23 protein-coding genes and 1 other annotated feature are annotated in these 25,311 nt (G+C 47.5%); of the genes, 6 read left to right on the top strand and 17 right to left on the bottom strand.

What is annotated here, in order from left to right; all coding sequences use genetic code 11:
* Nucleotides 1-686: 686 nt before the first annotated feature.
* From xthA to L5L97_RS19190, 16 genes are all read right to left on the bottom strand, one after another.
* On the bottom strand, nucleotides 687-1,499 hold the full coding sequence (gene xthA, locus L5L97_RS19115) for an exodeoxyribonuclease III (RefSeq protein WP_263183482.1): 813 nt from the start codon (nucleotides 1,497-1,499) through the stop codon (nucleotides 687-689).
* Nucleotides 1,499-1,798 carry a YciI family protein gene (locus tag L5L97_RS19120; RefSeq protein ID WP_028761008.1) on the bottom strand — a complete coding sequence of 100 codons (300 nt, stop codon included), beginning with the start codon at nucleotides 1,796-1,798 and terminating at the stop codon, nucleotides 1,499-1,501. The genes xthA and L5L97_RS19120 overlap by 1 nt, the downstream gene beginning before the upstream one ends.
* Nucleotides 1,798-2,343, bottom strand: coding sequence for a septation protein A (locus L5L97_RS19125; protein ID WP_028761007.1), 546 nt, complete (start codon nucleotides 2,341-2,343; stop codon nucleotides 1,798-1,800). The genes L5L97_RS19120 and L5L97_RS19125 overlap by 1 nt, the downstream gene beginning before the upstream one ends.
* A gap of 113 nt (nucleotides 2,344-2,456) precedes the next feature.
* Nucleotides 2,457-3,521 carry a siderophore-iron reductase FhuF gene (gene fhuF, locus L5L97_RS19130; RefSeq protein WP_263183485.1) on the bottom strand — a complete coding sequence of 355 codons (1,065 nt, stop codon included), beginning with the start codon at nucleotides 3,519-3,521 and terminating at the stop codon, nucleotides 2,457-2,459.
* A gap of 123 nt (nucleotides 3,522-3,644) precedes the next feature.
* Complete coding sequence (locus L5L97_RS19135) at nucleotides 3,645-5,849, bottom strand: TonB-dependent siderophore receptor (RefSeq protein WP_263183487.1); 2,205 nt, start codon at nucleotides 5,847-5,849, stop codon at nucleotides 3,645-3,647.
* 84 nt (nucleotides 5,850-5,933) lie between these two features.
* On the bottom strand, nucleotides 5,934-7,862 hold the full coding sequence (locus tag L5L97_RS19140; RefSeq protein WP_263183489.1) for an IucA/IucC family protein: 1,929 nt from the start codon (nucleotides 7,860-7,862) through the stop codon (nucleotides 5,934-5,936).
* Nucleotides 7,863-8,612 (bottom strand): GNAT family N-acetyltransferase, encoded by a 750-nt coding sequence (locus L5L97_RS19145; protein ID WP_263183491.1) that lies wholly within the window; start codon nucleotides 8,610-8,612, stop codon nucleotides 7,863-7,865.
* 2 nt (nucleotides 8,613-8,614) lie between these two features.
* On the bottom strand, nucleotides 8,615-10,129 hold the full coding sequence (locus L5L97_RS19150) for a lysine N(6)-hydroxylase/L-ornithine N(5)-oxygenase family protein (RefSeq protein WP_131523528.1): 1,515 nt from the start codon (nucleotides 10,127-10,129) through the stop codon (nucleotides 8,615-8,617).
* 732 nt (nucleotides 10,130-10,861) lie between these two features.
* On the bottom strand, nucleotides 10,862-11,146 hold the full coding sequence (locus L5L97_RS19155) for a DUF2798 domain-containing protein (protein WP_028761002.1): 285 nt from the start codon (nucleotides 11,144-11,146) through the stop codon (nucleotides 10,862-10,864).
* 71 nt (nucleotides 11,147-11,217) lie between these two features.
* Complete coding sequence (locus L5L97_RS19160; protein WP_263183495.1) at nucleotides 11,218-11,649, bottom strand: glycerate kinase; 432 nt, start codon at nucleotides 11,647-11,649, stop codon at nucleotides 11,218-11,220.
* A 246-nt stretch (nucleotides 11,650-11,895) separates the two neighbouring features.
* Nucleotides 11,896-12,717, bottom strand: a complete 822-nt coding sequence (gene trpA / locus L5L97_RS19165; protein ID WP_248067121.1) for a tryptophan synthase subunit alpha — start codon at nucleotides 12,715-12,717, stop codon at nucleotides 11,896-11,898.
* Nucleotides 12,718-12,722: 5 nt separating this feature from the next.
* On the bottom strand, nucleotides 12,723-13,913 hold the full coding sequence (gene trpB, locus L5L97_RS19170) for a tryptophan synthase subunit beta (protein WP_063884781.1): 1,191 nt from the start codon (nucleotides 13,911-13,913) through the stop codon (nucleotides 12,723-12,725).
* Between the two features lie 178 nt (nucleotides 13,914-14,091).
* Nucleotides 14,092-15,570 (bottom strand): bifunctional indole-3-glycerol-phosphate synthase TrpC/phosphoribosylanthranilate isomerase TrpF, encoded by a 1,479-nt coding sequence (gene trpCF / locus L5L97_RS19175; RefSeq protein ID WP_263183498.1) that lies wholly within the window; start codon nucleotides 15,568-15,570, stop codon nucleotides 14,092-14,094.
* A 6-nt stretch (nucleotides 15,571-15,576) separates the two neighbouring features.
* The gene (gene trpD / locus L5L97_RS19180) at nucleotides 15,577-16,623 is read right to left on the bottom strand and encodes an anthranilate phosphoribosyltransferase (protein ID WP_263183500.1); all 1,047 of its coding nucleotides are present in this window, start codon (nucleotides 16,621-16,623) and stop codon (nucleotides 15,577-15,579) included.
* Nucleotides 16,620-17,222, bottom strand: coding sequence for an aminodeoxychorismate/anthranilate synthase component II (locus L5L97_RS19185; RefSeq protein ID WP_263183502.1), 603 nt, complete (start codon nucleotides 17,220-17,222; stop codon nucleotides 16,620-16,622). The genes trpD and L5L97_RS19185 overlap by 4 nt, the downstream gene beginning before the upstream one ends.
* A gap of 9 nt (nucleotides 17,223-17,231) precedes the next feature.
* Nucleotides 17,232-18,890, bottom strand: a complete 1,659-nt coding sequence (locus L5L97_RS19190) for an anthranilate synthase component 1 (protein ID WP_263183503.1) — start codon at nucleotides 18,888-18,890, stop codon at nucleotides 17,232-17,234.
* Nucleotides 18,891-18,987: 97 nt separating this feature from the next.
* Nucleotides 18,988-19,095, bottom strand: a sequence feature (Trp leader region).
* 210 nt (nucleotides 19,096-19,305) lie between these two features.
* On the opposite strand from L5L97_RS19190, the gene rnm reads away from it, so the two are divergent.
* The 6 genes from rnm to L5L97_RS19220 all read left to right on the top strand — a co-directional run bounded on the left by rnm (nucleotide 19,306) and on the right by L5L97_RS19220 (nucleotide 24,266).
* On the top strand, nucleotides 19,306-20,166 hold the full coding sequence (rnm, locus tag L5L97_RS19195) for an RNase RNM (protein ID WP_263183506.1): 861 nt from the start codon (nucleotides 19,306-19,308) through the stop codon (nucleotides 20,164-20,166).
* The gene (locus tag L5L97_RS19200; RefSeq protein ID WP_028760994.1) at nucleotides 20,163-20,783 is read left to right on the top strand and encodes an L-threonylcarbamoyladenylate synthase; all 621 of its coding nucleotides are present in this window, start codon (nucleotides 20,163-20,165) and stop codon (nucleotides 20,781-20,783) included. The genes rnm and L5L97_RS19200 overlap by 4 nt, the downstream gene beginning before the upstream one ends.
* 159 nt (nucleotides 20,784-20,942) lie before the next feature.
* Nucleotides 20,943-21,731, top strand: coding sequence for a segregation and condensation protein A (locus tag L5L97_RS19205; protein WP_105252121.1), 789 nt, complete (start codon nucleotides 20,943-20,945; stop codon nucleotides 21,729-21,731).
* A 3-nt stretch (nucleotides 21,732-21,734) separates the two neighbouring features.
* A complete protein-coding gene (gene scpB, locus L5L97_RS19210; RefSeq protein ID WP_173496374.1) occupies nucleotides 21,735-22,331 on the top strand; it encodes an SMC-Scp complex subunit ScpB in 597 nt (198 codons plus the stop codon).
* On the top strand, nucleotides 22,324-23,199 hold the full coding sequence (gene rluB, locus L5L97_RS19215) for a 23S rRNA pseudouridine(2605) synthase RluB (RefSeq protein ID WP_028760991.1): 876 nt from the start codon (nucleotides 22,324-22,326) through the stop codon (nucleotides 23,197-23,199). Before scpB ends, rluB begins: the two co-directional genes overlap by 8 nt.
* 101 nt (nucleotides 23,200-23,300) lie before the next feature.
* Entirely contained in the window at nucleotides 23,301-24,266 is a 966-nt protein-coding gene (locus L5L97_RS19220) for an exo-alpha-sialidase (RefSeq protein ID WP_263183509.1), read from the top strand.
* A gap of 146 nt (nucleotides 24,267-24,412) precedes the next feature.
* Here L5L97_RS19220 and L5L97_RS19225 read toward each other — a convergent pair whose 3' ends face one another.
* A complete protein-coding gene (locus tag L5L97_RS19225; protein ID WP_105252124.1) occupies nucleotides 24,413-25,150 on the bottom strand; it encodes a YciK family oxidoreductase in 738 nt (245 codons plus the stop codon).
* Nucleotides 25,151-25,311 lie beyond the last annotated feature (161 nt).

Raw genomic sequence — 25,311 nt, forward strand, 5'->3', positions numbered from 1 at the left:
ACGCTGATAAAGAGACATGTGAAAATCAGGAGCGCAGCCATACCTTACGACCCCGAATACGAAGCTTACTTAAGTAAGCGGAAACAGGCAAAGGAAGGTCGAAACTCTTGGTTCGATCCTGTCTTAGCTGCTATATAGGGTGCTGGGTAACAGAACACGCCTTAGTGGAGGCTTGAGCCGTATGCAGTGAAAGTTGCACGTACGGTTCTTAGGAGGGCGGCACTTGGTAACAGATGCCGTCTATCCGACCAAAGCATGCTACGTATTTCTTTAAAACAAACAGGTTTTGCCGATGCTAAACAGGTGAGCGATGGTGATTAGCTAGACGACCGTCCGGCACATGGCCGCTCTTTGGCGTCCATGCCATCGCGGCATTTGTGAATCCTTTCACATCAGATGGGGCGGTCGAGCATCCACGGATGGACTGGCTGCGAGTCGACGAGCAAATGCCATGGCAAGCATGTGTGAGTGGATATCAGCAAACGCTAAACTCCTCACAACTAAAATTATTGGTCCCAAAACACTCGTCTTCAAGACATATCTGTCCAAAAGTGAATTACGTTCAGTATCACACCTGACTCATTGACTATTCATCGAACGATAAAGATAAAATATGTTTCGCCCATAAAAAAACATCGACCTAAGCCGATGTTTTATATCTACTAAGATGATCGAACGTTAGCGGGTTAAGCCTCTTTGAACGTGCTCCAAATGGGGGCATGATCTGAGGGTTTATCTATGCCGCGCAGATCGTAATCGACGTCGGATTCGACTAAACGTGCTGCCAGTGAAGGCGTTGCTAAAATCACATCAATTCGCAGGCCGCGGTTGTCATCGAACCCTTTGCTGCGGTAATCGAACCAAGAATAACGTTCGATGCGCTCTGGGTGTAATTGACGGAAAGTGTCGACTAAACCCCAGTCTTGCAAGGTTTTCAACCACTCACGTTCTTCCGGTTGGAAGCTACATTTGCCGGTTTTTAGCCAACGCTTACGATTGACTTCACCTATACCTATGTCTAAATCGGTCGGCGAAATATTGATGTCACCTATGATGGCGATATCTTCATCGTTGCTGTGATTTGTCTGCAAGTAGTGCATTAAATCCTGATAAAACTTACGTTTAGCAGGATATTTTGTTGGGTGGTCTATGCTTTCGCCCTGGGGGAAATAGCCGTTGAACACAGTCAATGGACGACCATTCGCTTGGGTAAATGTGCCGATAATCATGCGGCGCTGGGCATCTTCATCATCGCTTGGAAAACCCTTTTGCAGTTTTTCTGGTGCGATTTTAGACAGCATGGCAACACCATAGTGAGCTTTACCGCCGTGGTAATGCACTTGATATCCCATAGCTTCGACTTCGGCTAATGGAAACGCCTCATCGTGCACTTTGGTTTCTTGCAGGCCGATAATGTCGGGCTGGTGGCTATCGATTAAGGCTTGCAATTGATGCAAGCGTGCCCGCAGACCATTGATGTTAAAGGACACTATTTTCATTAAGGCAGGACTCGTTTAAAGGGTTTAACCACAACACTTTGGTAAACGCCCGCTTCGATATAGGGATCGGCATCGGCCCAGTGTTTTGCTGCCACTAAGGATTCAAAATCTGCGACAACCAGTGAACCACTAAAGCCTGCATCACCAGGGTTTTCACTGTCGATGGCTGGGTGTGGGCCAGCGATCAGTAAACGACCTTCATCGGCGAGGGCTTGTAGGCGAGCTAAATGGGCTGGGCGTGCGGCTAAACGTTTTTCTAAACTATTCTCAAAATCTTGAGCTGAAATCATATACCACATTATTTGAGTTCCTTGCGTTGATCTTCGGGAAGGTGTTTATAAAGATAAAATACGGTCAGGACAGTATTAATTAAAGTTAAAGCGGTTAAACCAAACACTTTAAAATTGACCCAAGTTTCTAATGGCAAACTAAAGGCGACATAAATATTGACTAGGCCACAAGCGGCGAAAAAGATCACCCAATACCAAGTTACGCGAGCCCAAATTTTGTCGTCTACTTGCATTTCTTTGCCTAACATCGACTTTAATATCGATTTATTGAGCAATTGACTGACACCTAAGGCGATGGCAAACAAACTATAGATGATGGTCACTTTCCACTTGATAAAAGAATCATCGTGAAACACTAAAGTGAGTGTGCCAAACACTGTCACCATCGCAAAGGTGATTAAGTGCATCTTTTCAAGTTTCTTATATAGCGCATAGGTCACGATCAATTGAAGCGCGGTGGCTGCGATCAATGCGCCGCTGGCGATATAAATATCGAAAAATTTATAAACGGCAAAAAAGATGACGAGGGGCAGGAAATCAAGCAGTTGTTTCATAAATAATCATGTTAAAGAGACATGGGCTTGAGTGTAGCATGTGCAACATAAGGGCAAAAGCACCATGGGCCTAGGATTGCGATCTTGCCCATTAAATGGGTTTAATGGGCAAGTTAGACTTGTGCCTGTTTGGTTGCGTTTGTCTTAGCGTTAGGACGACTTAGTAGTGGGCAATCGTGGCATTGGCCAGTGTTGGCGAGTTGATACCTTAGGCAGCAAGTACGGCGAATGCATTGGATGTTTGTGCTGCCTTCTTTGGGGTCAACAATCAAATTGATGCTGTTATACAGTGGATTTTGGGTGCCATCAAAAAAGGTCGCTCTGCGAAACAGAGCTTGCTTAAGTTGCTGACTTTGTTGCTGAGATAATCCCAACTCTCCTAGATACCAGTGGATCAGATAGCCTAAGTGACTCCAATATAATTTAGCGGGCACGGGGCTCAAAGTGAGTAGGCGCTCAACACTCGGTTGCAGTAAGTTTAATATAAGGCCTTGTAGGGCGAGTTCTTTATCAACTGGCGGCTTATATGGGGTTAATGGCGAGTGTACCTTAGTGTCTGTCTTGAAACTTGGCTTAGTGTTTATTTGGGAAAGTGGCTCGATGTCGTGGTGTTTTTTAAAGGCCAAAGCGGTATTTGGCTGGGGTTTTGCGATGTTAAATTCAAATTTTGCCACTCGGCCACTGGCGTGTACCTGCATAAAAACGGACTGTAGCTGCCAGTGAATAGGCTCGAAATCGGCTTTTTTTGCGTTAAAAATCCACTCCATCACAGGCGGAACTAAAAGGCCAAAATACCATTGACCCCAAAGTGAATGCAGCGCTTTGCGAGTGTCTTTTCTACTGGCCGTAGCGCTTTTACTGACTAAGGCGCTTTTACTGGCGAAAGCGGGCGCTCGGCTGGTTGCAGCTGTTTTACTAACCTCGGTTTCAACCTGAGTTTCTGCGCTAGGATGTGCGATGGCAAAACGTGCAATGAGTTTTTGATAAGTATCGACGTTACTCCATTCATCAAAACTGAGCCCAGTAGGGTACTGCGTTGCGCTAAGGTGCTCGCCATAGAAGGGTGCCCGCTCATGTAACAGCTGATTGAGTGTCAAAATAGTTTGATTCAACGCGTTGTGGCTTGGCGAGGTATCGCACAATGTTTGCAGTCTGGTGTCTCTCCGTTGGCTTGCCATAGTGACTCCTTAATGGCTGTGATTGATTGCCGCGGTTATCGATAAGTCCATGTAACTGATTACCTTGCGAGCTCAAGATTTGGGCTCACAAGGTTTTTCGAACGATCTCAATATAAATCTGACTTAGAAGCGATAGTCCAAGGTTAAGCTGGCACTTCGCGGCGTACCGTATTGGAATTGACTATATTGACCGACTTGGCTGTAGTAGCTTTTATCTAAGGCGTTGTGCAGGTTTGCGCTGAGCTTAAGTTGCTCGGTGAAGGCGTAACTCGCCATTAGACTCGCTAGCGCGTAAGAGCCTTGCTCGACTTCGACTTTGCCAAGTGGCGAATTAACTGTTTGGTAGACGCGGCTCTGCCAGTTAACTCCCGCACCTATTTGCAATTTATGCCAATCACCGCCAAAGGTATAAGTGGTGAAGAGTTTTAATTGCTGGCGTGGTGACGTGGTACTGATACGTTTGCCTTCAGGATCTTCGCTAGTGAACTGGGTGTAACCTAAGTAAAGATTCCAGTCATCAGTGATTTTACCCGTCGATTCAAATTCGAATCCCTGTGTTTTTGTACCGTTTACGCCTTCATACACTTGCGTTGTTGTTCCTGGGATCACATCGCCAGTGCTGACTCCGACATTGTCTTGTCTGATCTCAAACACCGACAGCGACATATCTAAAGCCTCATCGAACAGGCTCGCCTTAATCCCGCCTTCGTAGTTTTTCCCTTTGACTGGATCTAGGTAGCTTTTATCGATTCTTTGCTTAGTTTGCGGTGCAAAAATATCCGTATAACTGGCATAGAGCGAATATTGCTCGGTCAGGGCGTAGGTGAGGCCGAAGTAAGTGGTGAGTTCGTTGCTGATGTTGAAATCGTAACGGCTGCCAAAATTATCTTGGTCGGTTTCCCACTCATTGAGGCGTAATCCGACGATGACAGCTAACGCGTCGCTGAGATTAAGCTGAGTCGCCACATAGGCTGCACTCTGTTTGGTTTCGCCAAATGAACCCGTGGTATAGGTTTCCTTCCATTGAGGTTTTGGATATTGGAAGTTCGGATCGCGAAAATCCCCCAAAGGCGGTACTGCCGCAGTGGGATAATAGTAGGGATTGGCGAACTCTTGGCGTTGGCCATTCCAGCCAAACATCAATTGATGTTCCTGACCAAAGAGTTGGTATTGTCCTTCGGCGCGCAAATCCACATTGTGTTGGGTGCGACTGCCGTCGACATAGGCGATAGAGCCTGCAGTGGCGCCGATATTGGTTACAGGATCAGGATATCCCGTGGCCCATAGTACATCGAACTCCAATGAGTTATCGCCGTAGGTGTAAGTCCCTTTTAGGTTCCAACCGTTATTTAATCTGTGTTCGAGACTCGCAAAGGTGTTGAGTCCTTGGGTATGCGCCGAGCCCCAATCGGGCGCCGTTGAAGTGGCACGATCATAATTAGTGCGACTGCCATCGCTGTAAAATAGCGGTAAACCGCCCGACATAGTGCCGCTCGGCGTAGCATCTTGGTAATCGACACCAAGGGTGAATAAGGTGCTATCGCCAATATCGGTTTCGACTATGCCGTATAGCGTAGTGCGCTGCTGCTCGTACCTGTCTTGGAATGAATCTTTATCCTGATAGGCGGCGACCACGCGACCGCGCACAGAACCAGAATCATTTAAGCCGCTGGAAACATCGACCATACCGCGCACATTATTCCATGAGCCCACACTTAACGAGGTGTTGCCCATAAACTCTTGAGTCGGGCGTTTACGGATAAGGTTAATGGCCGCCGAGGGGTTACCAGCTCCCGTCATGAGGCCAGTCGCGCCGCGTACCACTTCTACTCGCTCGTAGATGGCTGTGTCGATCAGATTATCCCCATAGTTGAAGCGAGTATCGTAGGTGGTTGGCACGCCATCGTACAAAATGCTGCTCACGGCAATGCCGCGGGCACTAATACTGTATCTGTCGTTATCCATTGGGCGGGCATTGATCCCCGTGACGCTGGTCATGGCATCAATCACGCTATTAAGCTGTTGATCATTCATCATTTGGCGGGTGATAGACGTGACCGACTGCGGCGTTTCTAGATAGGATAAATCGAGCCCAGTTGCCGTGTTCATCGCTTGGGTCTTATAACGGTTGTCGTGTAAATCCTTAGCGCCAATGACATTGATGACTTCAATTTCTTTTTGGTGCTTTTTAGTCTTACTATCCGCATCGACAGTATCAGCTGTGGCATGGGGAACCGTGGCTAACATGGCTGAGCACAGCAATAGCTTCGGGTTAACGAGGGCTTGCCGACAGACGAGTGCGATGCTGGAGAGAGGAAAAGTCTTCATAATGTTGATCTTTAATTCCGTTTAGGTTGGGGGTTAAACAAGCTGGGCTAACATTGGCCCAGCTAAAGTTTCGGGGTTGGTGTGTTAACGTGCCTTTTGCTCAGCGTTGCTAAGCATAGGGTGCTTAAAGGCATGGCTTTGTCTAAAGGCCGCCAAGGGATTGTCGATGCCACCGGCGAAACGCAGGTTTTTCTCCCTGTCGGTGAGGTCTATCATTTGTTGGTTATTATTCAATTGGATACGATTGAGGCACGTACGTACAAAGCTGTCCTTAAACAGATCGTATTGGGCAAACTTGTCGGCCAAATGTGGATGCTGGGCTTGGTAATCACGTACATTGTCCGCCACTAGCTCCCAGAATTGGCTTTCACTGACACTGGTTTGCTCATCGAGCAGCGGTGCTAAATAGCGGAAAATACAGTCAAAAATATCCAGTAAGATGTAGTTAAGTTTCATCTCTTCTTCAAGGCTCACCGCAAGGCGTTTTACATCATCAGGTAGCGGCTTCGCGCCATTGAGTACCGCGACTTCTTCGCCTATGTCTTTCATCAAAATCTTGACTGGCACATATTCATCGAGCACTAAGATCAGGTTTTCCCCGTGCGGCATAAAGACCAGATCGTAGGCAAAAAAGGCATGTAACAGCGGCGATAAATACAGGTTTAAGTAGCGACTGACCCAATCCTTTGCTGGTAAGCCTGAGGCGGCTATCAAGGCTGCAATAAGGGCCTTATCTTCATGATCCGTATGCAGTAGCGCAGCCATGGTCATCAGATTTTGCTTAGGATCAATGTGTGGCAGTGGGCTTTCGCGCCACAGGGCAGAAAGCATTTTTTTATAGGCGCTATCTTGGGTGAGAGCCTGCTCGTAATAGGTGTGGTGGTAACCTATTGCGGCAATTTCCTTCAGGATCACAAAGCCTTGTTGGGCAAAGTAAAGATCGTTTTCAACCAAGTTTGCAACCCAAGCATTGATCTGCGGTGTGCAGCTCATGTAAAGGGGCGATAGACCACGCATAAAGCCCATATTTAGGATAGAAAGCGCGGTTTTGACGTAGCACTTTTGCGGTGATGCAAGATTGAAGAAAGTGCGTATCGATTGCTGCACTTGGTATTGCTCATTGCCTTCACCAAGATAAACCAGATCGCCACGAGCTATGTCGCCGGCAAAGACGCGGGCGATTTTTTCACGCCACTGCCAAGGGTGCACTGGCATAAAGTAGAAGTCCTGTGGATCATGCTGCTGCGTTTTTAGACGTTGTTGGAAGTCAGTGAACTGTTGGCCAAGCTCTTCCTTTAGTAATGCGTCGTGACTCAAGTTTTCGAGGGCGGCAAACGTGGTTTTGTTTTTGCGGACACCAAGCCAGACTAACTGCATCGGCATTGCGCTTTCTGGGGCAAATTGACGGTAATCCTGCATATCAAAACCAATCCGGCCATTATTGGCAATAAACACCGGATGACCTTCTGTCATGCCCGCTTCTATGCTCTGATAATCAGCTCGCGCCAGAGTGGCGGCGGGAATCGCCTGATGCGCTAACTTGTACGCCTTGCTGTAAAGGGTGCTGGTGATTTCTTCTAAATAGGTTGGTAGTAAGGTTTCGCTGATCCCTAAGTCATTTTTAAGGGAAATGATCAGCGACATCGCATCGAGGATTTGCTCTTGTCCTGCAAGTGAAACGCGGATGGAATCAGCATCAATCGCAAGATGATCGAGCTGATAGTGCCGCGCACTAAAATAATAAGTGCTGTCTTTGAGCCGCAGTTCATAGTGATTGAGCCCCGCTTTTTGCCCGTATAGGGTCGGCGTAATGAGCTTCTCGTGGGTGAATTCGCAGAGGATTTTCTTCACTAAATGACGATTAGCCGCTTGCCAATAGGCGGGGGTTAAATGCTCTGGCATAGAAGTCGATGTTGTCGACAGCGCCGAGCTTTGTTGAGCATGTACTGCTTGAACATGATGATCTTGCGTTGGCAATGGGTTAATTAATAAGGCTTTTGTGGGTAAGTTCATCTAATTCACCTGAAGAGTCGATAATGTCATGGGAGAGATTGCAGATGCCGCGTGCGAGCTTGGCTTTGCTAGGGTTGGGCTTGCTAAGTATTGTTCTGCTAAGTTTGGCAGAGCAGGCGTTGACTGAGCTGAGCTTGGCAGGGCTGAGGTTGTTTGGGTTAGGCTCGTCAAAGAGGGCGTGCTCGATGGTTGAAGGCGCTGGGCCGCAGTGCAAAATCCGAGGAAAGCAGCTTTAGTGCTTAATTGAATCGCTTTTTCATAGCGAATGCCTATCAGGCTATTTAAGCGATGAATTTTGCTATTGAGTTGATCGGGTTCAACCACGAGGCGATTAAAGGCAAGTTTTTCAAGCACGAGCTGCGCTATCGCATCCATCACCTTCAAGGATAAGCCGCTGACGGGTTTGCCATCTGGCGGCGCGATAATCAGATGCATACCACAATCACCCGGCGCAACACGATAGTGCTGGCCGATTTCATCGTGGACGGGATCGTAGAGTTCCACCATAAATAGTGCTTTGGCCTGCCATTCACCTATCAAGGCAAACTTGTGTTCTGTTGTTGCTAACAGATTTTTTATGGCATCAAGGTTCAAGCCCTGCATACCCCAAAACTTGGCGTAATCTTGGTTAAACCAAGACTGTAGTGTTGGAATGTCTTGTGTAAGGTCTAACGCTCTGAACTGGAAACCATTAATGCTCGAAATAGCGGATAGTTGCGTTAAACAATGGTTGCTAAATTGGCTTGCCATTATTATGCCTCCTGGTTCGGCGCCATTAAGACCGGCATATTGGTTCCCGCGCCTGAACTCACGGTTGAACTTACGCCAGAATTTGGAATCTTGGTTGGAGGGATAGTTTGTGGCGCATCAACTTGAGTTTTTCTGTGCGGCGCCTTAGGAAAATGTCTTGGATTAAGCTCCAGCGTGTTAATTGCATTGGCGCCGCAGGGCTGATGACTGGCAAGTTTGGCCGGATCGAAGGTTTGAAACGCGATATGTTCCTCAATGTGGTAGGGCGCATAACCGAGCACAGCTTTTAAGATGGTGCCGTTGCGATAACAGCCCATACCCAGATCTGGAGAGCTTATCCCATGGGTATGCAAACCGACATTCTGGACAAAAATATCCCCTCGAATATCTATGCTGTAATCACGCTGCACGCTAAGTTGTCCGGCGTCATCGAATTCGACTTGTTGTTTAATACCACTGATAAACTCGGGTAAACGATAGTGGTAACCTGTGCCTAAAATGACGGCGCCCGTTTCTTGCTCAAAGGTGTGATTTTTTTCATTGTGGTGGAAATGCAACTTGAGCATATTGGCTTGGGGCTCGATATGAGTCAGCGCCGCATTCGTCATCAGTCGGCATTGAAAATCGGCCAATAGGCGCTTTTGATATAACAAATCGTAAATGTCGTTTATCAGCTCAGAATTTATCCCTTTGTAGAGCTGTTTCTGGCTGGCGATCAGTGAGCATCTTTGATTAGGGGTCAACTCGTGGAAGTAATCGACATAATCTGGCGAGGTCATCTCTAAAGTAAGCTTGGTATATTCCAAGGGATAAAAACGCGCTGATCGTGTCATCCAATTGAGTTGATAACCATAGGTATCAATATCTTGCAGTAGATCGTAAAACACTTCCGCCGCACTCTGGCCACTACCAATTACTGTGATGGCACTCTGACTCTGCAGGTAGGTTTTTTGCTGCATATAACTGGCGGTATGCATGACCCGTGCATCTTGGATTGGGCAATCCTTTGGTAGATAAGGTTCAGTGCCAGTGCCTAGCACTAGCTTTCGGCATTGATAGGAATGGGTTTTACCACTGCGCCTATCAAAACCTGTAACTCGATAAATACTTTCACCTGCGTTGTAATCCACTTGAGTGACCTTAAAACCAAATTTAAGGTTGCTGAGTTGTTGGCTCACCCATTGGCAATACAAGTTGTATTCGTGGCGGGGTAAAAAGAAATTCTCACGAATATAAAAGGGATAAAGTCTGCCCGTTTGCTTGGCAAAATTAAGGTAGCTGTAGCGGCTGGTGGGATCGGCCATAGTCACCAGATCCGACATAAAGGGTGTTTGCAATCTTGAGGATTTGAGTAGCATGCCTGGATGCCAGTCAAAACTGGTTTTAGCATCTAAAAATAAGCAGTTAAAGCCGTCAATAGGTTCTGATAAGGCGGCGAGGCCAAGATTGAATGGGCCAATGCCTATGCCAAGTAGATCAAAGATTTCGCGATCCATTTCCCTTTGCTGTGTACTCACTTACGCCTCCTTGGCAACATGCTACTGCGCGTTGCCGATCCAGTAATCAGTTACCTAAGGACACAAACCAAAGTGAATGCGGTTATCAAAATAGACTGTTTGGCTATTTATCTTGCGTTGATCAACTCGCTATTTTTAGCTCAGTCCTTAGGCCATTTCCTGCTGTCTCTGTCCCGACAACGGTAGGTAAATTAGCATGTGAAAATATTCAAATGCAAACCATTCTCATTTGAGTGTGGCTGTGGGTTAATACTTTTAACTGATAAATAAGGGGGGCAGATACGGTTAATGGTACAAATAAGTAAGTGATAAAGGGGTGATAATTAGGCAGCGTTTTGGGGATAAATCATTTAGGGTTTTACGAGCTCTATTTTTATAAAAGATATAAATACAGTGGGTTACATTAATGCTTGAGTTGGTTCGAGAGCAGAGGAAAATTGATTTAGGTGGGAGTCATGTCATCCTTATACAATAAACATAGGTGCCGCTAAACGGTCAGTGTAAATCCATTGTAAAGCGTGGACAGGGGCTCAATGAGCGCTTTGATTTAATACGATTGGTATGGTGTAGGTCGTACTGTTTTAGTTTAAGTGAATATTGGCAGGGTAACAGATCGAGCAATTATCGATGTAATTTTTAGTCGCTGTACGCATAAGAGAAGGAGTTCAAGATAAAGCCGTCCTAAAACGGCTTTGAAATAAAATAGTTAAATCGGAAGATTAAGTCGTAAAACTAGCGTAAATCGACAAAATGAGCTGTGATTTTACGCACCAAAGGTAACACCATCAGCAGTGTCGGAAAGGCGACAACCCATGAGATCAGCCAAGCGCCGAGCCAGAGTTCGAGAAATTGCGGTGAGGCGCCAACGCCATTGAAAGTGCTGATCCCAGAAACGATACAACTCATGAGAATAGAGAGAAAAAATGGCATCACCACAGTGGCATACTTGGCCGGTAATTTGGGTGTTCCCAAAAAAGTACGAGGTTTGTTATCGGGTAAAGATTTAGAAATGGTCATCGGATCCTCTAATGGATATGTATCAGGCGAATGATTTGTTACAGGCTAGCACTATACCTTTTTTTATCGACTCAATTCATCCAATTTGTTACCCAAAGCTCGCCTGTTACATTGACCCAATGGCCTAGCGAGATAGGGGATTTCCCAAGTTCATTATCAAAGGGGAGCGGTAGGTTTGATTGCAACAGGTAAATTGTATCTTCGGGTGTTTGGCTGATGTCGATGATTTGTACTGAAGCTTCAAAGTGACAGTTATGCAGCGGAAACTTCAGATGCTGGTGTGGCGTTTGTTTAATCATATCAGCTTGAAGACTTGCACTTGCTAATCGGCCAAGCAATTCAACTGTGACCCATTGGTTAACCGGAAAGCGAATTTCGGCCTGCTGATCGCTACCTTGGTAGTAAAACCAAATTGGCGCACCATTATCGCATTTACCTGCAACTTCACCTTCAAAACCACAGCCCCAAGGCGTTAATTCGAGAATATAGATCCGATACTGCATAAAAAGTCCGTTTTTCTTCGATAGGGCATTCTATCGAGGAACTGTGACTAAATAAATACGCTGTCAGTGTAGTACTGCGTGAGTGTCAGTATTTCCTTGATAGATTGTGTTTGAGGGAGATAAAGGCTGAGTAAACATAGAGCTTGGTAAATATAAACAAAATAAGCGAGGCGACGAGTCTACCTCACTTATTTTATTTGTAATTGAATTCTTGATTTATATTGGATTATTTAAATCAAGACTCGTTTAGGTTGCAGCCTTCATTGCGCGAGTAAATTCCCCAAGCGTTGCAAGTAGCTTAACTTCATCGTGCTGGTGGGTTTCGATGATTTTTACTACGGCAGAGCCAGAAATCGCCCCCGCAGCGCCCGCTTTGATGGCGGCGCTTACCTGTGAAGGCTCGGCAATACCAAAACCGAGGAGCGGTGGCGGGGCGTTAAAGGCTTTTAATTTAGATAAAATTTCCTCTACCGGCACGCCAGCTTTCGTGTCTGTGCCTGTGACTCCCGCGCGGGATAAGAGATAGGTGTAACCTTCACCACTTTTACTCACTTGCTCAAGGGTTTCACTGTCGGCATTGGGCGGCGCGATAAAAATCGGCGCAATACCATGGGCTTTTGCGGCTTCGCTAAAGGGCGCGGATTCTTCCACTGGCACATCGGCGATAAGCACTGAATCCACACCCGCTTGCTGCGCTTTGGCGTAAAACGCATCTATGCCGTTAGCAAACACCAAGTTCGCATACAGCAGCAAACCGATTGGCAGTTCAGGATATTTTGCACGCACTTGCGCCAGTAATTCAAAACACGCCGTTGGAGTCGTGCCTGCGGCTAAAGAACGCAGGTTAGCGCCTTGGATCACTGGGCCATCGGCCAAGGGATCGGAAAACGGAAAGCCCAGTTCTAAGGCATCGGCACCGTTTTGTACTAAGGTATCGATAATTTTTAGCGATAACTCAGGGCTAGGATCGCCAAGGGTGACGAAGGGGACAAAAGCGCCCCGGCCTTCGGCCTTGAGTTTGGCAAAGGTGGCTTGGTAACGGCCAGTGTTGGTAGACGTGTCACTCATGTTTATTATTCCTCTTTACCATTCAAAATGTCAGAAACGGTGAAAATATCTTTGTCGCCACGACCGGAAAGATTGACCACTAAAATGGTTTCCTTGGTACACTCGCGCGCCATTTTCACGGCATAGGCGATAGCATGCGCCGATTCTAATGCGGGGATAATCCCTTCACAGCGCGCCAGTTGTTGGAAGGCTTCTAAGGCTTCATCATCGGTAGCCGATTCATAACGGGCGCGGCCAGTGGCATTAAGATGTGCGTGCTGAGGGCCAACGGAGGGGAAGTCCAATCCGGCTGAAATCGAGTAAGATTCTTCGATTTGCCCTTCGCTGTCTTGCATCAAAGGCGCTTTCATGCCGAAGAAAATACCAGTCTTACCGTGTTTAAGCGGCGCGCCGTGCATTGGCGTGTCTATGCCTTTACCCGCAGGTTCGACGCCAATCAGTTCGACACTTGGCTCGTCGATAAAGTCAGCAAACATACCGATAGCGTTCGAACCGCCGCCAACACAAGCGATAACGGCATCGGGCAGGCGACCTTCACGTTCCAGCATTTGCTTCTTGGTTTCTTCGCCAATAATGCGTTGGAATTCACGCACTATGGTTGGGAACGGATGTGGCCCCGCAGCTGTGCCCAGAAGATAGTGGGCCTTTTCGTAGCTGCCAGACCAGTCGCGCATCGCCTCGTTACAGGCATCTTTTAAGGTGGCAGAACCTGAGGTGACAGGAATGACTTCTGCGCCCATCAAACGCATTCTAAATACGTTAGGTGATTGGCGCGCAACATCTTTCGCGCCCATATAGACTTTACATTTTAAGCCTAACAGCGCGCAGGCAAGGGCGGTGGCAACGCCGTGTTGTCCTGCACCGGTTTCAGCAATAATTTCTTTTTTACCCATGCGCTTAGCCAGCAGGGCTTGGCCTAACACTTGGTTGGTTTTATGGGCGCCGCCGTGGAGTAAATCTTCCCGTTTAAGGTAGATTTTCACCATAGGGTTTGGGCTTAAATTGCGGGTTAAGGTCAGTGCTGTTGGGCGACCCGCGTAGTTTTTCAATAAATCGGTAAACTCGGCTTTAAAGTCGTCATCTTCCTGCGCTTCCACAAAGGCAGTTTCTAATTGCTTAAGGGCTGGCACTAAAATCTGTGGCACATACATGCCGCCGTATTCGCCGAAATAAGGGTTAAGCTTTAACTTTGACATACCTTTTTCCTTATCTTATCAATCAGTTTGTCAGTGGCTTGATGGTGCTAACAGCATCTTGGGGTTAACCGCATCGTTATCTATTTGGCCACTGGCATTAATAGGTTCATATTGTTTGTTGAGCATCACTCTTGTCGAGCACCAACAGCATCTAGGGCTTCTTGCTTAGCGCGATAGGCTAGAGACGTAAATGGGCAAAAGCCGTTTGGATCAGTTGCGCCGATTTAATTCCTGCGGCGGTTTCTAGGCCAGAATTAAAATCTAAACCGTAAAATCCTTGGGCATTGGCACTGGCCGCATTGCCTGGATTGAGCCCGCCCGCCAACATGGCATGGGCTTTTTGTGGGCAGAGGGATTTCACATCAATGCTTTGCCAATTAAAGGCTTGGCCCGAGCCGCCAAATTGGTCTGCCGTTTTACTATCAAAGAGATATCGCGATGCTCCTTGGGGTAAATTGCCAATTTCCCCCGTTTGCGCATCGACGCTGACGGCTTTCCAAATTTGAGTTGTAAGTCCCGCTTGCTCAAGACGCTCAGCGAGCTGGGCGATTTCAAGTTCAGTTTCAGTGCCGTGCAGCTGCACGGCAGATAACTGCAAACTGGCTGCGGTATCCGTAATGGTGCTTGGCGCGGCATTAACAAACACGCCGACGAATTCAATGGCGGGAGCCGCGGATGCGCGATATTCCCTGAGCAATTGTTCAGCGGCGTTAAGGGTTAACGCGCGGGGGGATTTTTCAGCAAAAATCAGCCCGGCATAGACGGCGCCTGCCGTTGCTGCGGCGCGAATATCTTCCATGCGGGTGAGGCCGCAGACTTTATTGTGACCGAAGATCAATTTACGGCAGGCTAAGTCGATATCAGCCTCGGCCATAATTGAGCTGCCGACGAGGAAACCATCAACCAGTGGACTCAGGCGGCGTACTTGCTGATTGTTGTAGATGCCTGATTCGCTGATCACCACGCGGTCGCTGCCAATGTGTGGCGCTAAGGCTTCTGTGGTGGCGAGATCGGTACTTAAATCCCTTAAGTTACGGTTGTTGATGCCGATAATCGGCGCATCTAATGCGATGGCGCGCTTAAGTTCTTCTTCGTTACTGACTTCGGTCAGTACATCGAGTTGATACTTAGTGGCTTCTTTCGCTAGGCGGTGATATTGCGCATCATCGAGTACGGATAGCATCAACAGAATGGCATCGGCGCCTTGGTGGGCGGCGAGTTTAATTTGGTATTCATCGACAAAAAAATCTTTGCACAGAATAGGTTGGTTCACCCGAGCGCGCACCTTAGGGATATAGTCCATATCCCCTTGGAAAAACTGCTCATCGGTTAATACCGAAATGCCCGCCGCATATTTACCATAGATATCGGCAATGGCTTCTACATCAAACACATCGCGGATAAGCCCTTTGGACGGGCTGGCTTTTTTACATTCTAAAATGTAACCCGCCTTGGGCGCCTTGAGTGCGGCAAATAAACTGCGGTCAGAGATTTTTGGCGACAGACTGGCCTCGGGGAAACGCAGCTTCAGGGCGGCAATATGGGCCGCTTTGGTGTCGACTATACGGGTTAACACATTACTTTTTGGCATAGGGTTTGTTGCTGCCTGTGGCTGAGTTCTCATATCTTGGCTATTTGTTATCAGTTCTTGAGTCATTGCCACTTATTCCTTTGTTTCACTGCTGACTTTAGCTAATTGGCTTAACAATTCAAAGGCTTTACCGCTTTGTATGGTACTGAGCGCAAGTAAGGTTCCTGTTTTCACTGAATCAGCAATCCCACACACATATAAAGCACAACCCGCATTGATGGCGACCGCATTGGCATGTGCATCTGTGCCACGGCCTTTTAAAATTGACTCGGTGATCAAGGCATTCAGCGCTGGTTCGCCGCCTTCTAAGTCACTGATTTGTGCTAAAGGCACACCTAAATCGGCGGGCGTGAGTTGATACTCTATGATGTCGCCGTCTTTTAATTCGGCCACTTGGGTGTTGCCGTGCAGCGCGACTTCATCTAAACCGCTGCCGTGCACTACCATAGCGCGTTTTGTGCCAAGCGCCTTTAATACTTTCGCTATCGGTAAGACTAACTCAGGGCTATAAACGCCAAGTAACATAAATTCGGGGCGGGCAGGATTGATAAGTGGCCCTAACACATTGAATAAAGTGCGCGTTTTCAGTGCTTGCCTGACCGGCCCCGCATGTTTTACTCCGCCGTGGTAGTGGGGCGCAAATAAAAAGCACAGGTTCAATGCGTCGAGGCAACGACTGGCGGTGTCTGGTGACATGGTTAAGTCAATGCCAAACTGCGCCAAAAGATCCGATGAACCCGATTTACTCGACACGCTACGATTGCCGTGTTTGGCGACCTTGGCGCCCGCCGCCGCGGCAACAAAGGCCGCAGTGGTGGAAATATTAATGGTATTAAAGCCATCGCCACCCGTGCCAACTATGTCAACGATTCCATTGCTAAGGTTATCGCCATTCGAGTAGGGAAACGTCTTGGCGGCGGCGCGCATGGCATCGGCGGCGCCGCTGATCTCATCTATGGTTTCGCCGCGCATCTTGAGCGCGACTAACATGCCTGCCATAGTGGCTTCACTCATTTCACCGCGAATTAACGCGCCAAAAAGTTCGGCGGTGTGCTCGCGACTTAAACTCTTACCTTGGTATAAAACATCGAGTAAAGGCTGAATATGGTTTGTACTCATGCATTTACTCCTGCTGTCATGTCTTGGGTCAGAAATGCCAAGGTTTGAATGAGCAGTGTGCTGCCCAGCGTCGTCAGAATCGATTCTGGGTGGAACTGAAACCCAACGGCTCTATGCTGCGGGTGCAAAATTGCCATCGGCATAGTGTCAGTGGTTGCGATCACTTGTAAGCAATCAGGCACGTGAGTGGCGACCAGACTGTGATAGCGGGCAACGGGCAGGGGAGAAGGCAAACCGGCAAATACGCCAGTACCGTCATGGAAAGTGGGGCTTGCCTTGCCGTGCACCACAAAAGGTGCGCGCGCTACTGTGCCGCCGTAATATTCCACCATAGCTTGATGTCCAAGGCAGATCCCCAGCATAGGCACCTTGCCCGCGACTTTGGCGATAAGCGCCATCATAGAGCCTGCTTCATGGGGCGCACCAGGACCGGGTGATAACACCAGCGCTGCGGGTTCTTGTTCGTTAAGCAGTTTTTCAGCAATAAAGTCGGCGGCAACATCGTTGCGGTAAATCACCACTTCACAGCCTAGGCTGCGAAATTGATCCACTAGGTTATAGGTAAAGGAGTCAAAGTTATCGAGTAGATAGAGTTTCATGTTTGGCTCCTATTTATATTCTACTGAAGTGGATTGCGCTGACGCGTCATTCGCTGATGATTCATTGACTGGCAGCCCAGCGCCCATTTTGATTGCCGAAATCACGGCTTGAGCTTTTTGACGGGTTTCATCAGCCTCACTTTGGGGATCCGAATCAAATACCACGCCCGCGCCCGCTTGAATAAAGGCGGTGCCATTTTTAACAAAGGCGGAGCGGATAACGATGCAAGTGTCCATGTCACCAAGGGCATTAAGGTAACCCACGGCGCCACCATAGCTGCCTCGGCGGGCTTTTTCTGCTTGGCGTACCAGTTGTGATGCACGTACTTTTGGTGCGCCCACTAATGTGCCCATATTCATACAAGCCTGATAAGCATGCAGCGCATCTAAATCTTGGCGCAGTTGACCCGTTACGCGGCTGACGAGGTGCATCACGTGGGAATAACGGTCAACTTTTAATAATTCGGCGACTTTGCGGCTGCCGCTTTGGCTGATGCGTGCGATATCATTGCGCGCTAAATCGACCAGCATTAAGTGTTCCGACAGTTCTTTTTTATCTAAACGCAGTTCAAGTTCAATACGGCTGTCTAAGTCAAAATCAATCTCGCCCGTGGCGGTTTTACCGCGTTTGCGGGTGCCGGCAATCGGGTAGACTTCCACCTGATTACTGCTGGCATCAAATTTGAGCGCACTTTCTGGTGAGGCACCAAAAAGCGTGAAATCATGGCCCCTGAAATAAAACATGTAAGGGCTAGGGTTAGTCAGGCGCAGGGCACGATAAGCCCCTAAAGTATTCGGGCAAGGTAAACTAAAGCTACGGGATGGCACCACTTGGAAAATATCGCCCGCAATAATGTGTTCTTTCAAATCGATAATGGTTTGTTTGAACACCTCATCGGAAATATTGACTTGCTCAGTTGCGTCGATGGCGACCAGTGTCGGTATATCGGCAGGTGAATTACCCAGAGTTTTACATTGTGTGCTTAACTGCTGAACTCGTTCGCTTAGCGCTGCGGTGATGGCGGCATACTGGGCTGAATCACGACTGAAATTATGGGTAATGATGTCGGCTTGTTTCAGTTTATGATCGATAAGGATTAAGGTTTCGGCGAGGTAAAATAAGTAATCAGGACAATCGTTATCGCGGTTCGGTACGGCGGGCAGTGGTTCGACAGTATCAATTAAGTCGTAGGCCAGCACGCCACCTAAAAACAGATCCTCAAAGGCGGGCTTGGTCTGGCTGTCAGTATGGGCGCCACAATCAATCTGCTGGATAAACATCCGCAGGCCATCGAGTGGCGAGGTCGATTTTAAGCGTGCATCTTCATCCTGCAATTGAGTGTCTTTTTGCAATGTCACCACTAAGGTGGATTGCGCGCTTTGGCAGTGGGCGGTCGGGCTAAAAAAGCGTTCGATAGGGGCAAGTAAGCTCGCGCCATTGTCGGTCAGTGCAGTGAAGGTCAGCTGATAACCGTCACAGCGGATCATCATGGCGGCATGGGTCATCACCATGCTTTTTAAGTGATCTTTACTGTCGATTTCGGCCGATTCGAGCAACATAGTATGGGGCGCATCTTGGGTGATGTGCTGATATAAGCGTAGTGGATCGCTGTGGTAGGTTAATGCCGCCTTGAGTGTGCTTGAGCGTGCGAATGTCTGTTTGGGCATGTTCATATTCCAGCTACCTTATAAAATGTCTTTAACATCATGAGTTATCTCGCTTTCTTAATTTTTTACCCGAGTCTGCCGACATTTTTCGCACCTAACAAAAAAGCCCGCATTTCTGCGGGCTTCTTGTTGATTCTGGTCACTTTCAAATGAGCACAGAGCTTCACACCACCCGCTACGTTGGGAAGTGCCACCACCAAATGATGTTTAATGAAGCGTTAATGTGTGTCATTCAAAAGGGTCTCGCTAATTCAGTAATTGGTGTATAGAAAACCTTAGCTGGAGCTGAATGTCAATTGAATATTTTTCACTTCCTGCGATTTATTCGCTGCAATGATGCATAAAATTGATGTTACTCAGCCACAAAATACGAGATAGCAGCGCATTTGTTAACAAGTTCGCGTACAATAGCGCCATGAATACTCAAAGCATATTGGCTGATTTACACAGCCACACGACCGCATCAGACGGTCAATTAACGCCGTCTGAATTGGTAGCAAGAGCCCTTGAAAAGGGGGTGCAGTTATTTGCCATTACCGATCACGACACAGTGGCTGGTTTACCTGAAGCCCGTGCCTTTAATCAGGCACAAGCTGCGCCATTGAAATTGATTTCTGGCGTGGAAATCTCTACTCGCTGGAACAGTTACGATATCCACATAGTGGCGCTTAACTTCGATGCTGATAATCCAGCGTTATTAGCATTTTTAGAAAACCAGCGTGAATTACGTGAATTACGTGCTCAAGAAATTGGCCATAGATTAGCTAAAGCCGGCATTGAAGGTGCCTACGAAGGTGCTAAGGCGTTGGCGGGTGATGCGGCATTGAGCCGTGGACATTACGCTCGCTGGATGGCTGAAAATGGTCATGCTGTGGATATGCCGAGCGTCTTTAAACGCTACCTTGCACGCGGTAAAACCGGTTATGTGCCTAATAATTGGGGTGATATGGCCAGTGCCATTGATATCATCCATAACGCAGGTGGATTAGCCGTGTTGGCGCATCCCAGTGGTTATAAGTTATCGGCTAAGTGGCTTAAGCGCTTAGTGCGTGAATTTAAAGAAGCGGGTGGAGATGCCATGGAAGTGGTGCTTGGCCAGCAAACGTTAGACGACAGGGCCAATCTTGTGGCGCTGAGTGTCCAAAACCAGTTGCTCGCATCGATAGGGAGTGATTTTCACTTTCCGAGCAGTTGGATAGAATTAGGTAAAAATCTGTATCAGCCCCAAGGTATTGATTGGGTCTGGCAATCGGAATCTTGGATGGAACGACCATGAGTCAGTTTTTTTATGTACATGAAGTAAATCCGCAAACGCGGCTTATTAGTCAGGCGGTCGCCGTATTGAAAAGCGGCGGTGTGATTGTTTATCCCACCGATTCGGGCTATGCCTTAGGCTGCTTGATTGGTGAGAAAGACGCGATGACGCGGATGGCGAGAATTCGTCAAATTGAGAACGATCATAACTTTTCCTTGATGTGCCGTGATTTATCCGAACTTGCGACTTACGCTAAAGTGGATAATCAGGCGTATCGCATCCTAAAAAGTTGCACGCCTGGGCCTTATACGTTCATTTTCAAAGCGACTAAAGAAGTACCGCGTCGCTTACAAAATGACAAGAAAAAGACCATAGGTATTCGTGTGCCCGACAATGTGATCGCACTGGCGTTGCTTGAAGCCTTAGATGCGCCGCTGATGTCGACCAGTTTAGTGATGCCAAATGCAGAATTTGCCGAGTCTGATCCTGAACAAATTCGCGATTTGCTCGAGCATCAAGTGGATGTGATTATCCATGGCGGTTATTTAGGTGAAAAACCGACGACAGTGATTGATATGTCTGAAGATGGCGCCGAGATTTTACGTGAAGGCGCGGGTGATATCACGCCGTTCCTCTAAATCTGCCGCATTAGATTTATCGCTAATGGATGCGGGTAAGTGATTCGGATAGTGGTAGTCAACATTTGGCAGTTTTATCGCCGTAGATTTACAGGTATAATCGCGCGTTTGGCGTTAACCTAGGTTGGATAGCGCAGTGTTAACGGAGCAAGATAGCGGATGCAGGGCACGCAACAGAGTTTACCCTTAGCCGTTATTCGTGGTCAGGCAATGACCGAAATGCCGCTGGATTTGTTTATTCCGCCTGAGGCATTGGAAGTGTTCCTCGAGTCCTTTGAAGGGCCATTGGATTTACTTTTATATTTGATCCGTAAGCAAAAATTAGACGTTGTCGATTTACCAATTCAGCAAATCACCGCGCAGTATTTAGAATATATTACGTTGCTGACTCAGGCTCGAATCGAACTTGCTGCCGATTACTTAGTAATGGCGGCAACGCTTGCCGAGATTAAATCCCGTTTGCTGCTGCCGCGTATGGTGGCCGAAGATGAGGTTGAGGAAGATCCACGGGCACAGCTTATTCGGCAGCTTAAAGCCTATGAAGTGATTAAAGAAGCGTCGCAAAAACTCGATGATTTACCGCGGCTCGAGCGGGATGTATTTCAAGCCAAAGCAGTGGCAGCACCCGACATTAAGCCGTTAATGATCCCGCCAGAAGTTTCGTTGTTTGAAATTGCCCGCGCCTTTGGTGATGTACTCAAACGTATCGATGCCTATGAAGATCATCACGTTAAGCGTGAACAGTTATCGACCCGTGAGCGCATGAGCCAGATTTTAGCCATGTTGAACTCGGAAGATTTTACGGCATTTGAACGTTTATTTACCCTAGAAGAAGGCCGTGCCGGCGTGGTTGTCACCTTCTTAGCTTTGATGGAATTAGTCAAAGAATTATTGGTCGAATTGTACCAAACAGAGCCGTTTTCAACTATTTACGTTAAGGCCTATTAATTGATGCAGATAAATCCGACTCAATTAAAACAGCTTATTGAAGCGAGTTTGTTTGTATTGGGGAAACCCTTGTCGGCGAAAATGTTGAAAGACACTGTATTGGTGGATTTCACGGTTTCCAGAGACAAAATAAAAGCGGCATTGGATGAGCTGCAGCAGGATTATCAAGACAGAGGTGTACAACTTGTGAAAGTCGCTGGGGGTTATCGCTTCCAGACCTTAGACGTCTTGAGTCCATTTTTGCAGCCTCTGTGGCAAGAAAAGGCGCCTAAATATTCGCGTGCGACATTAGAAACCTTGGCGGTGATTGCTTATCGTCAACCTGTGACTCGCGGCGATATTGAACAGGTGCGCGGTGTGGCTATAAGTAGCCATATCATAAAAAGTTTGTCAGATAGACATTGGATTAAAGTAGTTGGCCATAAAGAAGTACCGGGGCGACCCGCGTTATATGCCACTACCTTAGAATTTTTAGCATATTTTGGCTTAGACACCTTAGCGGATTTACCGCCGCTGTCGGATACTGAGTCATTGCAGGCGGTTTTTTCAGGTTTGAAATCAGCGCCAGAACAGTCAGAAGAGCAAAATACTAATGAGTGAAAAATTGCAGAAAGTCTTGGCCCGTGCAGGCCATGGCTCCCGTCGTGAGATGGAGGCATGGATTGCTGCAGGCCGAGTTAGTATTGATGGTGAAATTGCTAGCCTTGGGGATCGTATTGAAGCGGATGCTAAAGTGCGTATCGATGGCAGAGCCATTTCGTTAAAGTCTGCCGAAGACGTGATTTGCCGTGTGCTGGCATATCATAAACCTGAAGGCGAAATTTGCAGTCGTAAAGATCCTGAAGGCCGTCCAACGGTATTCGATCGCTTACCAAAAGTGCGTGATTCACGCTGGGTAGCGGTTGGTCGTTTAGACATTAACACCTCAGGCTTATTGTTGTTTACGTCAGATGGTGAGTTGGCGAACCGTTTAATGCATCCATCGAACGAAGTCGACCGCGAATACGCAGTGCGTACCTTTGGTGAAATCCCTGAGGCGACAGTGCAACGTTTACGTACTGGCGTCATGTTAGAAGACGGCCCTGCGCAGTTTGATAGCATCAAGCCAGCGGGCGGCGAAGGCATGAACCAGTGGTGGCATGTGTGTTTACGCGAAGGTCGCAACCGTGAAGTGCGCCGTTTGTGGGAATCTCAAGAAGTGCAGGTGAGCCGTTTGATCCGTATTCGTTATGGTATGGTCGAACTGCCAAAATCACTGCCTCGCGGTGGCTGGGTTGAATTGCCCGTAGAGCAAGTTAACTACTTGCGTAAGCTGGCAGGTCTTGAGCCCGAAACTCGTACTATGCTCGCCGCTGATAAACACAGCGTAGCCCGTGCTCAGGTGAAGAGTGCTAAAATTCGCCGCGCCGTACGTAAGCATAAAGTGACCGGATCGGGAAAACCTAAGCCATCGCGTCAGCGCAGCTAAGTTGTTTTATCCCAATGAAAAAGGCCGCTAAGCGGCCTTTTTGCTTTCTGTTATTTGCAGCTATGTTATAACAAGTCTCAGTTGGATTGAGGAGTGAATGGATGAAGCTAATTTCAGTGAAACGGATTTGGGAACATGCTGCCCATAATGCGTTTACCGATTTAATCACGTTTCAGGGGGCACTGTTTTGCGTTTTCCGTGAAGGGACAGCCCATGTGTCACCCGATGGTGTGCTACGAATTCTACGCTCAGCGGATTTAGGCGACACTTGGCAGAGCGTGGCGCTGATCCGTTCGGATGAGGCGGATTTACGCGATGGCAAACTGATTGAGTATCAAGGGGAATTACTCTTACTCGGCGGCGGGACTTTACACGATAAGTCTGGTTTACAATCACATCTTTGGCGCTCAGCCAATGGGCTAGCGTGGTCGGATGCGTTAAAAGTCGCTGATAAAGGCTATTGGTTATGGCGCTTAACCGAGCATCAAAATGCACTCTATGGCGTGGGTTATCGCGCTGGGCCTGATGGCGATACCCGCTTGTATAAAAGTGATGATGGGGTGCAGTTTGAGACTTGGTTAAAGGTGTTTAATAATCAAGGTTATGTCAACGAAACTGCCATTGTTTTTCATCAAGAAAACGGCTTTTGTCTATTGAGGCGCGATCCCGTATGGGGCCCAGAATTTGTCGGTTTACTCGGCCGCAGTCAAATGCCATTCACTGATTGGCAATGGCAAGAACTCGATAAGCGCATTGGTGGGCCAGTGATGTTGATGTATCAATCCCGTTTGTTGGCTGTGGTGCGTTTATACGATGAACAAGTTCGAACGGCTTTAGTTGAAATTCATCCAGATACTGGCGTGGTTCAAGAGTTATTGACGCTGCCATCGAAGGGCGATACCAGTTATGCGGGCGTTGTGATTGACGGAAATGAGTTGTGGGTAAGTTATTACTCCAGCCATGAGTTAGCAGACTCACTGCTGGATACGCAAAATTCGCTTGATGAATCAAACAGAGTCGCCAAAGCTAAAACGATGATTTATTTTGCAAAAATTCAGTTAAGCTAAGATTGGCGGTGCGCTATCTTTGTCGTACTTAATGTCATCGACAAGTTCTGGGTTTCATTTTGAGAATATCTAAAATATTAAAGAGCCCTTGATAGGCCCTTTAATATTGCTGAATCATACCGGCAGAAACTCAATAAGCGATTTGATTACTGTGCGTTAAACTGCTGTCCATTGACGGCACTAGAATCTTGACCCATCAAATAGAGATAGGTCGGCATGATCTCTTCAGCGGTTTTGAGATCCAGTGGATTCTCTGCAGGGTAGGCTTTAGCGCGCATCTCAGTGCGGGTAGCTCCTGGATTGATGCTGTTAACTCGAACTGAGGTGCCATCGCATTCATGGGCGAGAACTTGCATCATGCCTTCGGTGGCAAACTTAGAGAAAGCATAAGGTCCCCAATAGGCGCGGCCTTGACGCCCCACACTGCTCGACGTAAAGATAATCGATGCACTGGGTGCTTGGCGCATCACAGGTAGTAATGCTTTAGTTAGCATTACTTGGGCCGTGACGTTCACTTTGAGCACGTCTTCGAGTGATGGAATATCTATGTGTTCAAACGGACCTAAGGCACCGAGTAAGCTAGCATTATGTAATAAGCCGTCTAAATGATCGAATTGCTCGGCTATGGTATCGGCCATATCGCGATAATTTTGTTCCGTTGCGCCCTTAAGATCCAATGGCACTATGGCAGGTTTGGGATAACCGGCTTGTTCTATTACGTCGTAAACTGCTTCCAATTTTTTCACTGTTTTACCAAGTAAAATCACAGTGGCGCCGTGTTTTGCAAACTCAATGGCGGCGGTTCGGCCTATGCCAGCACCAGCGCCTGTGACTAAAATCGTCTTGCCCTTGAGTAAATCTTTTGCTGCTTGATATTCCAACATGAGTCTCTTTTTCCTCTTGGCGAGAATGCCCGCCACTTCTAGAGTCGCCGAAGTGATAAACGCATGTTTCAAACAAATGAATGAAACTTTGTTATCAATAGCTAAAATCTTTGTGACAAACTTGTGGCTAACTCAATATTTTTACGTTAACTTGAAATGAG

Origin of the sequence: Shewanella sp. SM71 (genome assembly GCF_025653905.1) — a bacterium.
In the GTDB taxonomy this organism is placed as follows: Bacteria; Pseudomonadota; Gammaproteobacteria; order Enterobacterales; family Shewanellaceae; genus Shewanella; species Shewanella oncorhynchi.